12 protein-coding genes and 1 riboswitch are annotated in these 13,783 nt (G+C 60.3%); of the genes, 10 read left to right on the top strand and 2 right to left on the bottom strand.

Annotation, left to right across the window (positions count from 1 at the left end; genetic code table 11):
• Window positions 1–14: 14 nt before the first annotated feature.
• Window positions 15–1,295: a lipid IV(A) 3-deoxy-D-manno-octulosonic acid transferase gene (waaA, locus tag AC1RQB_RS07090; protein ID WP_063341762.1), complete on the top strand. Its 1,281-nt coding sequence runs from the start codon at window positions 15–17 to the stop codon at window positions 1,293–1,295.
• A 160-nt stretch (window positions 1,296–1,455) separates the two neighbouring features.
• Here the strand turns inward: waaA and AC1RQB_RS07095 are convergent, their stop codons facing one another.
• Window positions 1,456–2,895 (bottom strand): TolC family outer membrane protein, encoded by a 1,440-nt coding sequence (locus AC1RQB_RS07095; RefSeq protein WP_063341761.1) that lies wholly within the window; start codon window positions 2,893–2,895, stop codon window positions 1,456–1,458.
• A gap of 193 nt (window positions 2,896–3,088) precedes the next feature.
• Window positions 3,089–3,194, top strand: a riboswitch (TPP riboswitch).
• A gap of 165 nt (window positions 3,195–3,359) precedes the next feature.
• Here AC1RQB_RS07095 and thiC point away from each other — a divergent pair.
• Complete coding sequence (thiC, locus tag AC1RQB_RS07100; RefSeq protein WP_008074661.1) at window positions 3,360–5,249, top strand: phosphomethylpyrimidine synthase ThiC; 1,890 nt, start codon at window positions 3,360–3,362, stop codon at window positions 5,247–5,249.
• 145 nt (window positions 5,250–5,394) lie between these two features.
• Window positions 5,395–6,687: a putative hydroxymethylpyrimidine transporter CytX gene (cytX, locus tag AC1RQB_RS07105; protein ID WP_063341760.1), complete on the top strand. Its 1,293-nt coding sequence runs from the start codon at window positions 5,395–5,397 to the stop codon at window positions 6,685–6,687.
• Here cytX and AC1RQB_RS07110 read toward each other — a convergent pair.
• Window positions 6,656–7,402, bottom strand: a complete 747-nt coding sequence (locus tag AC1RQB_RS07110) for an RsiV family protein (protein ID WP_008074663.1) — start codon at window positions 7,400–7,402, stop codon at window positions 6,656–6,658. The genes cytX and AC1RQB_RS07110 overlap by 32 nt on opposite strands.
• 228 nt (window positions 7,403–7,630) lie before the next feature.
• On the opposite strand from AC1RQB_RS07110, the gene AC1RQB_RS07115 reads away from it, so the two are divergent.
• From AC1RQB_RS07115 to AC1RQB_RS07145, 7 genes are all read left to right on the top strand, one after another.
• The gene (locus AC1RQB_RS07115) at window positions 7,631–8,248 is read left to right on the top strand and encodes an NUDIX domain-containing protein (RefSeq protein WP_063341759.1); all 618 of its coding nucleotides are present in this window, start codon (window positions 7,631–7,633) and stop codon (window positions 8,246–8,248) included.
• Complete coding sequence (locus tag AC1RQB_RS07120) at window positions 8,239–8,691, top strand: DUF1249 domain-containing protein (RefSeq protein WP_007902592.1); 453 nt, start codon at window positions 8,239–8,241, stop codon at window positions 8,689–8,691. The genes AC1RQB_RS07115 and AC1RQB_RS07120 overlap by 10 nt, the downstream gene beginning before the upstream one ends.
• A gap of 111 nt (window positions 8,692–8,802) precedes the next feature.
• A complete protein-coding gene (gene cpdA, locus AC1RQB_RS07125) occupies window positions 8,803–9,618 on the top strand; it encodes a 3',5'-cyclic-AMP phosphodiesterase (RefSeq protein WP_063341758.1) in 816 nt (271 codons plus the stop codon).
• Window positions 9,619–9,703: 85 nt separating this feature from the next.
• A complete protein-coding gene (locus AC1RQB_RS07130; RefSeq protein ID WP_063341757.1) occupies window positions 9,704–10,312 on the top strand; it encodes a YqiA/YcfP family alpha/beta fold hydrolase in 609 nt (202 codons plus the stop codon).
• A gap of 52 nt (window positions 10,313–10,364) precedes the next feature.
• Window positions 10,365–12,269: a DNA topoisomerase IV subunit B gene (gene parE, locus AC1RQB_RS07135; protein WP_008074667.1), complete on the top strand. Its 1,905-nt coding sequence runs from the start codon at window positions 10,365–10,367 to the stop codon at window positions 12,267–12,269.
• Entirely contained in the window at window positions 12,269–13,258 is a 990-nt protein-coding gene (locus tag AC1RQB_RS07140) for an esterase-like activity of phytase family protein (protein ID WP_063341756.1), read from the top strand. The genes parE and AC1RQB_RS07140 overlap by 1 nt, the downstream gene beginning before the upstream one ends.
• Window positions 13,255–13,776 carry a retropepsin-like aspartic protease family protein gene (locus AC1RQB_RS07145; protein WP_008074669.1) on the top strand — a complete coding sequence of 174 codons (522 nt, stop codon included), beginning with the start codon at window positions 13,255–13,257 and terminating at the stop codon, window positions 13,774–13,776. The genes AC1RQB_RS07140 and AC1RQB_RS07145 overlap by 4 nt, the downstream gene beginning before the upstream one ends.
• The last annotated feature ends 7 nt before the right edge of the window (window positions 13,777–13,783 follow it).

Here is a 13,783-nt window from a genome sequence, read left to right on the forward strand (position 1 = left end):
TAAACTCCGCCGCCATGAATAGAACTCTCTACACCGCGCTGTTTTACCTGGGGCTGCCATTGGTAGCGATTCGGCTTTGGCTGCGGGCGCGCAAGGCGCCGGCGTACGCCAAGCGCATTGGCGAACGGTTCTCCCTCGCGCTACCGGCGATGAAACCGGGTGGTATCTGGGTGCATGCGGTGTCGGTGGGCGAAAGCATCGCCGCCGCGCCGATGATTCGTGCCTTGTTGCAACGGTATCCGGCGCTGCCGATCACCGTCACCTGCATGACCCCGACCGGGTCCGAACGGATCCAGGCGCTGTTCGCCAACGAGCCGCGCATTCAGCACTGCTATCTGCCTTACGACTTGCCTTGCGCAGCCAAGCGATTCCTTGATCGGGCCCGGCCGAAACTGGCGGTGATCATGGAAACCGAGCTCTGGCCCAACCATATCCACCAATGCGCCAAACGCGGCATTCCCGTGGCGCTGGCCAATGCGCGACTGTCCGAGCGCTCAGCCAAAGGCTATGGCCGCTTCCATAAACTGACTGGGCCGATGCTCGCCGAGATGAGCCTGTTCGCGGTACAGACCGAAGCCGAGGCACAGCGCTTCCGCGATTTGGGCGCGCGCCCGGAAACCGTCGAAGTGACCGGTTCGATCAAGTTCGACCTGACCATCGACCCACGACTGCTGCAGCGTGCCGCTGAGTTGCGTGCGCAGTGGCAGGCGCAGGATCGCCCGGTATGGATCGCCGCGAGTACCCATGAAGGCGAAGACGATGTGGTGCTGGCTGCCCATCGTCGGCTGCTGGCCAATCATCCCGATGCCTTGCTGATTCTGGTGCCGCGTCATCCGGAGCGTTTCAACCCGGTGTTCGAGTTGTGCCGGCAGCAGGGTTTTGCCACGGTACGGCGTTCGACGGGCGAGCCGGTCACCGCAGGCACTTCGGTGCTCTTGGGCGACACCATGGGCGAGTTGCTGTTTCTCTATGCCTTGGCCGACAGCGCGTTCGTCGGTGGCAGCCTGGTGCCCAACGGCGGTCATAACCTGCTGGAACCGGCGGCCCTGGCCAAACCGGTGCTCAGCGGACCGCACCTGTTCAACTTCCTCGAAATCGCCACGCAGTTGCGCAGCGCCGGGGCGTTGGCCGAGGTCGATGATGCCGAAGGTCTGGCGCTGGCGGTGCAGCGACTGTTCGAATTGCCGAGCGATGCGCAGCGGATGGCAGAGGCGGGGCTGAAAGTGATGCGCACCAATCAGGGGGCGTTGCAGCGGTTGCTGGATGGGTTGGGGCGGTTGATCGACAAGTCCTGAATTTGTCACTGCTCCTTTGTTGCGAGGGAGCTTGCTCCCGCTCGGCTGCGAAGCAGTCGTGGAATCAGCCGATGTGGTCTACCAGACAGACCGCATGCTCAGGGTTTGGGGCCGCTTCGCAGCCCAGCGGGAGCAAGCTCCCTCGCCACAGAGTTTTCTTTTATTGGGCGGGATTAGCCCGTAATTGCTCCGCCGCAGCCTTGGCCAGATCCGGTGGCAGGAAGTCCTTGTCCGGGTTGTAGTCGGGTTTGAGGTAACGCGTCAGGTCCTGCAAATCCCCCGGGTTCAACGTGCCGGCAGCCTGTTTCAAGCGCAGGTTGTCGAGGATGTAGTCGTAGCGGGTGTTGTTGTAGTTGCGCACCGAGGTGTACAGCTGACGCTGGGCATCGAGCACGTCAACGATGTTGCGCGTCCCCACCTGGTAACCGATTTCGGTCGCTTCCACCGCGCTCTGGTTGGAGATGATCGACTGCCGGCGGGCCTGCACCTGCTCGACGTCGGTGTTCACGGCGCGGTGCAGGTTGCGGGTGTTTTCCACGACCTGACGACGCAGCGCTTCGCGTTGTTGTTCGGTCTGAGTCAGCAGCGAATTGGACTCACGCACCTGCGAGCTGGTCAGCCCGCCGCTGTAGAGCGGGATGCTCAATTGCAGGCCAACCGTGCGCTGCTCGACATCGCCACCGTAACGCACGCCGTTCGGGTTCGGGTTGGTAAAGCCGAGGGCGTCGTTGTCACCTTTCTTGTATTGCGCGACCGCATCCAGGGTGGGCGCATGCCCGGCCTTGCGCTGCTTGAGGGTTTCTTCGGCGGCGCTTACTGCATAGTTGCTGGCCAGCAAATTCAGGTTCTGCTTGGCGGCGGTGTCGACCCAGGCTTTGGCATCGTTCGGTGCCGGCGGCAGGATCGGCAAGGTGTGGACAATGCCCTGAATCGAGTTGTACTGACGGTTGGTCAGGGTGATCAGCGCTTCGAACGCGTCATCCACCTGACGCTGAGCAAGAATCCGGTTGGCCCGCGCGGTGTCGTAACTGGCTTGGGATTGCAGCACGTCTGTCTTGTCCGACAGACCGACGTCGAAGCGCTCGTTGGACTGGTCGAGTTGACGCTTGAACGCCGCTTCTTCGGCCTTGGTCGAGGCCAAAGTGTCCTGGCTGCGCAGCACGTTGAAGTAGCTTTCGGCACTTTGCAGAATCAGGTTCTGTTCAGTGGCCGAAAGTTGCAAGGCTGCCTGTTCGTTAACGTCCTTGGCGGCCTGTAACTGGAACCAGCGATCGGCGCGGAAAATCGGTTGCGCGAGAGTCGCCTGATACACCGTACCGCTGCGGGTCGAGGTCAGCGATGGCTGGTCGAGCGAGGTGCGGGTGTTGTTCAGGTCGGCACCGGCGGACAGGTTGGGCAACAGGCCAGCGCGAGCCTGGGGCACGACTTCCTTCTGGGCGCCGTATTGGGCGCGGGCGGCGGCGAGGTCGGCGTTGTTGTCCACCGCTTCCTGATAGACGCTGACCAGGTCAGTCTTGGTCGATAAGGGCGCTTCTGCTGCCCAGGCCATTCCATTGGACGCACAAGACACGGCAAGGGCCAGTGAGAGTTTGCGCAGCATGAGGCCATCCCTAAAAAATTACGCTGATAATTTGAGCGCCAAGGCTACGGCGCGGCGCCCTGCAGCGTCAAGGCGCGGCATGGCGTAGCGAGTGTAGTTGCACGCAGGCATGGCAACAATCCTGCAATTGCGCCATTCATCATGGTGTTTGCTGCGGAGTTGGCGTTCTTTGCCGGTTGTGTCTAGACTGGCCGGGTTCTTGTCGGGGTGCCTTGCTATGAGGCTGAGATCGAATAATTTCGGATCCCGTTGAACCTGATCAGGTTAACGCCTGCGTAGGGAACAAGATTTCTCGTCACCCGGCGAGTCCTCTTGTGCTTCGTCCGGGATGTTGTTCGACAATCGAACACCCCTCGAGCACCGAGCACAGCACAGCTGGTTTTCCCAGCGCACGTGCGTCCATTCGTTTACAGGTTCGCTCCGACAAAAATCCACTGCCTGGATGTGTGTCTGGAGAGCCCGTGATGACTACAAAATCAAAAATCGAAACCAATCTGAGTGACTCGGCCAAGGTCGATCAGCAATCGGTTCAGCCGTTTACCCGCTCGCAAAAAATCTATGTCCAGGGCTCTCGCCCCGACATCCTCGTGCCGATGCGCGAAATCAGCCTGGACGTGACCCCGACCGACTTCGGCGGCGAAATCAACGCGCCGGTGGTGGTGTATGACACCTCGGGCCCCTATACCGATCCCAACGTCATCATCGACGTGCGCAAAGGCCTCGCTGACGTGCGTTCGCCTTGGATCGAAGCCCGTGGCGACACTGAGCGTCTGCCGGGTTTGAGCTCGAACTTCGGCAGGGAACGCCTCGCGGATCCGGAGCTGACCAAGCTGCGCTTCGCTCACGTGAACAACCCGCGCCGCGCCAAGGCCGGTGGCAACGTCACCCAGATGCACTACGCTCGCAAAGGTATCATCACGCCCGAGATGGAATACGTTGCCATCCGCGAAAACATGAAGCTGGAAGTGGCCCGCGCCGCAGGTTTGCTGGACCAGCAACACGCCGGTCACAGCTTCGGCGCCAGCGTGCCGAAAATCATCACCCCCGAATTTGTCCGTGAAGAGATTGCCCGTGGTCGCGCGATCATTCCCGCCAACATCAACCACACCGAACTGGAACCGATGATCATCGGCCGTAACTTCCTGGTGAAGATCAACGGCAACATCGGCAACAGCGCACTGGGTTCGTCCATCGAAGAAGAAGTGGCGAAACTGACCTGGGGCATTCGCTGGGGCGCGGACAACATCATGGACTTGTCCACCGGTAAGCACATTCACGAAACCCGCGAGTGGATCATCCGTAACTCGCCGGTACCGATCGGTACCGTGCCGATCTACCAGGCCCTGGAGAAGGTCGGCGGCGCCGCTGAAGACCTGACCTGGGAGCTGTTCCGCGACACGCTGATCGAACAGGCCGAACAGGGTGTCGACTACTTCACCATCCACGCTGGCGTGTTGCTGCGCTACGTGCCGCTGACCGCCAAACGCGTGACCGGTATTGTTTCCCGTGGCGGTTCGATCATGGCCAAGTGGTGCCTGGCGCACCATAAAGAGAACTTCGCTTACACGCATTTCGAAGAGATTTGCGAAATCATGAAGGCCTACGACGTCAGCTTCTCCCTGGGCGATGGCCTGCGTCCGGGCTCGATTGCCGACGCCAACGACGCCGCACAATTCGGTGAGCTGGAAACCCTCGGCGAGCTGACCAAAATCGCCTGGAAGCATGACGTACAAACCATGATCGAAGGCCCGGGCCACGTGCCGATGCAGTTGATCAAAGAGAACATGGACAAGCAGCTGGAATGCTGCGACGAGGCGCCGTTCTACACCCTCGGCCCGCTGACCACCGACATCGCCCCAGGCTACGACCACATCACTTCGGGTATCGGTGCGGCGATGATCGGCTGGTTCGGTTGCGCCATGCTTTGCTACGTGACGCCGAAGGAGCACTTGGGCCTGCCGAACAAGGATGACGTGAAGACCGGGATCATCACCTACAAGATCGCGGCCCACGCTGCCGACCTTGCGAAGGGGCATCCGGGGGCGCAAATTCGCGACAACGCCTTGAGCAAGGCGCGTTTCGAATTCCGTTGGGAAGACCAGTTCAACCTGGGCCTGGACCCGGACACCGCGCGTTCGTATCACGACGAAACCCTGCCGAAGGATTCGGCCAAGGTCGCGCACTTCTGCTCCATGTGCGGGCCGAAATTCTGTTCGATGAAGATCACCCAGGAAGTCCGTGAATACGCGGCCAACCAGCGGATCGAAACCGTCGATGCGGAAATCGCCCAGGGCTTGGCCGAACAGGCCGAGCGGTTCAAACAGGAAGGCAGTCAGTTGTACAAGAAGGTTTGATCCCGTACTGATCGTTCCCACGCTCTGCGTGGGAATGCCTCTTGTGACGCTCTGCGTCACGCTTTGGGACGCGGAGCGTCCCGGTCTGCATTCCCACGCAGAGCGTGGGAACGATCACAACAAATGTCCCTCTGAGATAACACCCTTGAGCATTCAACCCAGCACTTACTCCCCGGATACCGCGGTGCCGACCGACAAACGTGTCTTCGGCGGTCGTGATCTGTGTTCCCTGTGGTTTTCCCTTGGCATCGGCCTGATGGTGTTGCAGACCGGTGCTTTGCTCGCACCAGGCTTGGGCCTGTCAGGCTCGTTGCTGGCGATTTTTCTCGGCACGCTGGTCGGCGTTCTGTTGCTGGCCGCTGTCGGTGTGATCGGCAGCGACACCGGCCTGTCGTCGATGGCGGCACTCAAACTCAGCCTGGGCCGTTATGGCGCGAGCCTTCCGGCGGTGTTGAACCTGTTCCAACTGATCGGTTGGGGTTCGTTCGAAATCATCGTGATGCGCGACGCTGCCAGCCTGCTCGGCGCCCGCGCTTTCAGCGAAGGCAGCCTGCTGTCGAATCCGCTGCTTTGGACAGTTTTCTTCGGTGGTTTGGCGACTTTGCTGGCCGTCAGCGGGCCACTGACCTTCGTGCGCAAGATCCTGCGCAAGTGGGGTATCTGGCTGCTGCTGGCCGCGTGTATCTGGCTGACCTGGAACCTGTTCGCCAAAGCCGATCTGGCCGCATTGTGGGCGCAGGCCGGTGATGGTTCGATGCCGTTTGCCGTGGGCTTCGACATTGCGATCGCCATGCCGCTGTCCTGGCTGCCGCTGATTGCCGATTATTCGCGGTTCGGCAAGCGTGCGAAAAACGTCTTCGGCGGTACGGCGCTGGGCTTCTTTTTCGGTAACTTCTGGCTGATGAGCCTGGGCGTGGCCTACACCCTGGCGTTCGCGCCGAGCGGCGAAGTGAATGCCTTGTTGCTGGCATTGGCCGGTGCAGGCCTGGGGATTCCATTGCTGCTGATTTTGCTGGATGAGTCGGAAAATGCCTTTGCCGATATTCACTCGGCGGCGGTGTCCAGCGGGATTCTGTTGCGCTTGAAAGTCGAGCATCTGGCCTTGGCCATCGGCGTCATCTGCACGCTGATCGCCTGCCTGGCGCCATTGGCCCAGTACCAGAACTTTCTGCTATTGATCGGCTCGGTGTTTGCGCCGCTGTTCGGCGTGGTGCTGGTGGATCACTTCATCCTGCGCAAGCGCAGTGGCCAGGTAGCGTCAGCCGCATTGCGCTGGCCGGCATTGCTCGCCTGGTTGGGCGGGGTGAGCACCTATCATTTGCTGGCCAATCTCAATCCGGACATCGGCGCAACCCTGCCGTCGCTGGTGCTGGCAGGGCTGCTGCAACTGCTGCTCGGTCGAGCCTTCAGCTACGGCCGGGAAACAGTTCAGGCTTGAGAATGCCGTTCAGGCGCGGGTAGGGGATCTTCAGTTCGACGTGGCCCAGTGCGTAAGGCGCAAGGGTGCTCACTTCGTACTTGAGGATCACCCCGCCGTAGGTCAGCGCCACATTCTGGGTTTTCACGAAGGGCCAGCTCTTCACGAACTCCGGTTCCTGATCAAGCTTGGTGCTGATCAGCCAGCTGTTGTGCGCCACTTGGGCGGCTTTCCAGAATGCCTCTTCCTGCCCCGGGATCAACATGTCCGAGAGGGTCAGCACTTTATGCTGTTGACGTGAATAGTTGATGAAACCGCGGCCCGGCGTGCCATGGGCACCGCCGGTGTCCAGGTAGCTGGACAATTCAACGATCACCAAGCCGTCATGCTGCTCACGTACCTTGGCTTGCAGGTAGCTGCTGTAGCGCGGGCCTGCGCTGCTCAAAAACTGCTCGCGATACGCCGCCAGCGTCGGTGCTACAGGGGCGTCAGGCGAGGTGCGGGTCATTTGCAGCAGGCGTTTTTCGATGATGCCGTCAAGTGCAGGCTCATCGGGGAAACGCAGCGTATCGATATTCACCAACGGGCATTCAGGGTTGGCACAGCCTGGTTTCAACTGTTCCGATGCGTCGCGGGTAGTTTCCAGCGGCGCCCGATAGTTGGGCTGGAACAAACTCTGGCACGCACCCAGGGTCAGGGCGATGGCGGCCACGGAGGCGATCTTGAAAAGCGACATGGGCGTCCTTTACGAAACAGGGGAAGGCGAAAAGTTACCCGCTTCGACTCTCAACGAAGCAGTCAGTTCGCCACTAAGCTAATTAGAGTTGGTTTCACCCTCACCGTCTATCCCGCTGACTGGAAAGGGGCTGCATCAAACATCGCGGGCGCGTTAGGATGGCGCGAAGTCGAGGTTGCAAGTACAAAAAGGAGCCTCGTAACGGATTTGCAGTAAACGAGGATTGTCATGACTGATTTTGCCAACGCCATTCCGACCACCGTTGATATCGTTCGGCGCGAAAAGTGCTACGAGGGCTTCTACAAGCTCGACCGCGTGCACCTGCGTCATGAGTTGTTCGCCGGTGGCATGAGTCGCGAGATCAATCGTGAACTGTTCGTGCGCCACGATGCGGTGTGCGTGCTTCCTTACGATCCGCAGCGCGATGAAGTGGTGCTGATCGAGCAGTTTCGCGTTGGCGCCATGGGCAAGATCGATAACCCGTGGCTGATCGAACTGGTCGCCGGTCTGATCGACAAGGATGAAGTACCGGAAGAAGTTGCTCACCGCGAAGCGCAGGAGGAAGCTGGGCTTGTATTCGGGGCACTCTGGCCGATAACCAAATATTTTCCATCGCCGGGTGGCAGTAACGAATTTGTGCATCTGTATCTGGGGCGTTGCGACAGTGCCGGGGTTGGCGGCCTGCATGGGCTGGAGGAAGAGGCAGAAGATATTCGTGTCACGGTCTGGGCGTTCGAAGATGCCCTGCAAGCCGTACGCGACGGACGTATTGCCAACGCGCCAAGCATCATTGCCTTGCAATGGCTGGCTTTGAACCGCGTTGAAGTGAGGGGGTTATGGTCGTAAACAAGCTGCGCGATCGCTACCGGATCGACCTCGTGGGGCTGCAAGCCTCCTGCGAGGCCAACTACGCGCGCCTGATGCGACTGCTACCGGATATGCGTAGCGAGCCGCAGGCGCGGCGCATTGCCGTGACCCACGGCGACCAGATGCTGGGCGTGCTGGCCCTCGAAGTGCTGCAGGTTTGTCCGTACACCACGACCCTGCAAGTCCGCCAGGAACACAGCCTGCCGTGGCTGCCGGTGCCGCAACTTGAAGTTCAGGTGTATCACGACGCGTGCATGGCCGAAGTGGTCAGCGCCGAACATGCACGACGCTTCCGGGGCATCTATCCTTACCCGAACGCCGCGATGCATCAGCCGGATGAAAAAGCTCAGCTCAATCTGTTCCTGGGGGAATGGCTGAGTCATTGCCTGGCTTGCGGGCACGAGTACGCCGTTGTGCGCTAAGAGCCCTGTGTAGTTGTGAACTGCGTCCGGTTCACAGATTTCCTCTTTTGATCGTCCCCCAGCATAATTGCGGCACTTATCCATCCCGTGATCACGCCCTGGGAGAACGCCTTGCCGAGCGTATCCACATTGACCACCGCCGATCCGGCGTTGCTGGTGCAACTCTCCGACAGCCATCTGTTTGCCGAGGCGGACGGGACGTTGCTGGGCATGAATACCCGCGACAGCCTGCAACAGGTCATTGAGCTGGTATTGAAGCAGCAGCCGCAGATCGATCTGATGATTGCCAGTGGTGATCTGTCTCAGGACGGGACGCTGGAGTCGTATCAACTGTTTCGCGACCTGAGCCGACAGATCGATGCGCCGGCACGCTGGATTCCCGGTAATCATGACGAGCCGCAGATCATGGCCGAAGCCGCGGTGCAGAGTGCGCTGCTGGAGCCGGTGGTGGATATCGGCAACTGGCGGGTCACGTTGCTCGATTCGGCGGTGCCAGGGTCGGTGCCGGGGTATTTGCAGGATGAGCAATTGCAGTTACTCGCTCGCTCGTTGAGTGAGGCACCGGAGCGGCATCATCTGGTGTGTTTCCATCATCATCCGGTATCGATCGGGTGTGCATGGATGGAGCCCATTGGCTTACGCAATCCAGAAGCATTATTCGCGGTGCTGGATCGCTTTCCACAGGTGCGTGCGGTGTTGTGGGGGCATGTGCATCAGGAAATTGACCAGGTACGCAACGGTGTGCGCCTGATCGCATCGCCCTCGACCTGCATTCAGTTCGAGCCGGGCAGTGATGATTTCAAGGTGAGCGAGCAGGCGCCGGGGTATCGATGGTTGCGGTTGTTGCCGGATGGCCAGCTCGAAACAGGCGTTGAACGCGTCACCGGTTTCGATTTTCAGGTTGATTACGGCTCCAACGGCTACTGACAAAGCCCTTGTAGGAGCAGCCTCGTTGCACTCGACAGCTCCTACAGTAAACTGCGCCTCTTTACCCGACGCACAGGGAGCTCAAATGTCTGGTTCGATCCTTTATATCCACGGTTTCAACAGCGCGCCGGCGTCGAAAAAGGCCTGTCAGTTGATTAATGTGATGGAACGGCTGGGCTTGAGCGACCAATTGCGTGTGCCGGCCCTGCATCACCATCCCCGCGAGGCCATTGCTCAGCTGGAGCAGGCGATTGTCGAGCTGGGGCGGCCACTGCTGGTCGGCAGCTCACTCGGCGGCTACTATGCGACTCACTTGGCCGAGCGCCATGGCTTGAAAGCCCTGCTGATCAATCCTGCCGTCAGCCCGCACCGGATGTTCGACGGGTTCCTGGGGACGCAGAAAAATCTGTATACCGATGAGACTTGGGAGTTGACCCGCGACCACGTGACGGCCCTGGCCGAGCTGGAAGTGCCGGCGCCCAAGGATCCGCAGCGGTTTCAAGTATGGTTGCAGACCGGCGACGAAACGCTGGATTATCGCCTCGCCCAGCAGTATTACCGGGCCTGTGCCTTGCGCATCCAGGCGGGCGGCGACCATAGTTTCCAGGGTTTTGCCGAGCAATTGCCGGCAATGCTGAGTTTCGCCGGCATCGGCGCAGATTTGTATCAGGCGATTGATTTCACTGCACTGTGATTTGTCGCCTCTTTTTCACAGAACACTTTTTACAGGCGGACGACGAGACCCCATGGCCACTCCCAGCGCTAGCTCTTATAACGCAGACGCCATCGAAGTCCTCTCGGGCCTCGACCCGGTGCGCAAACGCCCCGGCATGTACACCGACACCAGTCGGCCGAACCACCTCGCCCAGGAAGTCATCGACAACAGCGTCGACGAAGCCTTGGCCGGGCATGCGACATCGGTACAGGTCATCCTGCATGCCGATCACTCCCTGGAAGTCAGCGATGACGGCCGTGGCATGCCGGTGGACATTCACCCTGAAGAGGGTGTGTCGGGTGTCGAGCTGATCCTCACCAAGCTTCATGCGGGCGGCAAGTTTTCCAACAAGAACTACCAGTTCTCCGGCGGTCTGCACGGGGTGGGTATTTCTGTGGTCAACGCCTTGTCGACCGAAGTCCGGGTGCGTGTAAAACGCGACGGCAACGAATACCAGATGACTTTCGCTGACGGTTACAAGAAAACCGAGCTGGAAGTGATCGGCACCGTCGGCAAGCGCAACACCGGCACCAGCGTGTTCTTCGCGCCGGACCCGAAGTATTTCGATTCACCGAAATTCTCCATCAGCCGCCTCAAGCACGTGCTCAAGGCCAAAGCCGTTCTGTGCCCGGGGCTGCTGGTCAGTTTTGAAGACAAGGCCACCGGCGAGAAAGTCGAATGGCATTACGAAGACGGCCTGCGCTCCTACCTGGTGGACGCGGTCAGCGAATTCGAACGCCTGCCGGACGAGCCGTTCTGCGGCAGCCTGGCCGGTAACAAAGAAGCGGTCGATTGGGCGTTGCTGTGGTTGCCCGAAGGCGGCGACAGCGTTCAGGAAAGCTACGTCAACCTGATCCCGACAGCCCAGGGCGGTACGCACGTCAACGGTCTGCGTCAGGGCTTGCTCGATGCGATGCGCGAGTTCTGCGAGTTCCGCAGCCTGTTGCCGCGCGGTGTGAAGCTGGCGCCGGAAGATGTCTGGGAGCGCATCGCGTTCGTTCTATCGATGAAAATGCAGGAACCGCAATTCTCCGGTCAGACCAAGGAGCGCCTGTCATCCCGTGAAGCGGCGGCCTTTGTTTCCGGTGTGGTCAAGGACGCCTTCAGCCTGTGGCTCAACGCCCACCCGGAAACCGGCATGTTGCTGGCGGAACTGGCTATCAACAACGCCGGCCGTCGTCTGAAGGCCAGCAAGAAGGTCGAGCGTAAGCGCATTACCCAAGGTCCGGCATTACCGGGCAAACTCGCCGACTGCGCCGGGCAGGACCCGATGCGTTCCGAGCTGTTCCTGGTGGAAGGTGATTCCGCCGGCGGTTCGGCCAAGCAGGCGCGGGACAAAGAATTTCAAGCGATCCTGCCATTGCGCGGCAAGATTCTGAACACCTGGGAAGTCGACGGCAGCGAAGTGCTGGCCAGCCAGGAAGTGCACAACATCGCCGTGGCCATCGGTGTCGATCCGGGCTCGACGGACATCGCTCAGCTGCGTTACGGCAAGATCTGCATCCTCGCCGACGCCGACTCCGACGGTCTGCACATTGCCACGTTGCTGTGCGCCTTGTTCGTCCAGCATTTCCGTCCGCTGGTGGATGCCGGTCACGTCTACGTCGCCATGCCGCCGCTGTACCGTATCGACCTGGGCAAAGAAATTTACTATGCCCTGGACGAAGCCGAGCGCGATGGCATCCTCGATCGCCTGGTAGCCGAGAAGAAACGCGGCAAACCACAGGTCACCCGATTCAAAGGTCTGGGTGAAATGAACCCGCCGCAGTTGCGCGAAACCACCATGGACCCGAACACGCGGCGTCTGGTGCAGTTGACGCTGGAAGATTTCGACGCGACCTCGGAAATGATGGACATGCTGCTGGCGAAAAAACGCGCTGGCGATCGCAAGTCCTGGCTGGAGTCCAAGGGTAACCTGGCCGAGGTTCTGGGCTGATGCGATTTGGCTGGGCCCTGGCGTGTGCGTTGCTGCTGACCTCGATAACGGTTTCGGCGGAGCCTGCACCCGAGCTGCGCTTGTTATCCGAGCATGCCGTCGACGGCATGCGCGGCGGCAATCTGTCGGGGCTGGCCCAGTGCGGCAAGGATCTGTGGACCGTTTCGGATCGTGACGATGATCAAATCTATCGCCTCGACACCCGCAACACTACCTGGCAAGCCGAAACCGTGCGCATCGACGCACCCCTGGTGCCCGACAGCGGTTTACCCTGGGGCTTGCGTTCGCGGACTTGGGCGGCATCGTTCGTGCGGGGCGGGGACCTGGATTTCGAAGGCATCACCTGCGACAGCGCTGGCAATCGTTACATCGTCAGCGAAGCACACGCCGCGGTGTTGCAAGTTCCGCCAATCGGGCCTGCGTCCTGGCTGAAAATCTCGCCGATGCTGGTACGCGAAGCACGGGCCAGCGGTATGTTACTGCACTTCAATGCATTGTTTGAAGGGCTGGCGATCAATCCGGCCGGTGACACGCTGTGGCTGGCCGCCGAACGTGAGCGCCGCGGTTTGCTGATGATCAAGCGTCAGCAAACGGTCTGGGACTGCAACGGTAGATGTGTGTTGCTGAGTGAGGCTGGGGTGGAAATGCAGCCAGCGCAATTTCCCAAGGCCAAAGCGCGCTCCCGGGATTTTGCCGATCTGTCATTGTTCGACGGCAAATTGTTTACCCTTGAGCGCAATGCCTTTCAGGTTTGCCGTCGCGATGCGGCGACGGGCGAAGTCGAGCGCTGCTGGTCGTTTGCCGCCGAGGCCTTGCAGGAAAACCGTCGTTATTCGCAGCCCTTTGGGCTGGCGGAAGCGTTGATCGTGGACGCCGATGGCGCCTGGATCGGTATCGACAACAATAATGGTGCGCGCGTCGACGGCGAGAAACGCCCGATTGTCTGGCGCTTTGCCGCGCCTGAAGGTGGCTGGAGTGCCAAGCCATGAGTCAACAGCCGCCGGGCAAACGCGCCGGTCGGGTGTTGATGGTGTTGGCCTGGTGCGCCGCGCTGTTTCTGGCAACGCGGTTTTTCGCTCAGTGGGAGGCGCGCCAGCAAAATCCCAATACTGTCGTCAGCTCCGAGCAGGGCCAAGGTTTTATCGAAGTGAAGCTGATCAGCAACAGCCAGGGGCATTTTATCGCCACTGGCCAGATCAACGGCCAGCCGGTGGAGTTCATGCTCGATACCGGTGCGACCGACGTGGCGATCCCGGCCGAAATGGCCGAGCGACTGAAACTGGAAAAAGGCTTTGGGGTGACCCTGAGCACGGCCAATGGCTTGAGCGAGGGCTATCGAACCCGCCTCGACCGGCTGCAATTGGGCGACATCGTGCTGCGTGACGTTCGCGCGCTGGTGGCGCCCGGTTTGCACGGCAATCAGGTGCTGCTCGGTATGAGCGCACTGAACAAACTTGAATTTACCCAGCGCGGTGGCACCATGCTGCTGCGCCAGACAACGAACTGATGAGGCC

It is taken from the genome of Pseudomonas sp. GW822-FHT02E03 (genome assembly GCF_058802325.1).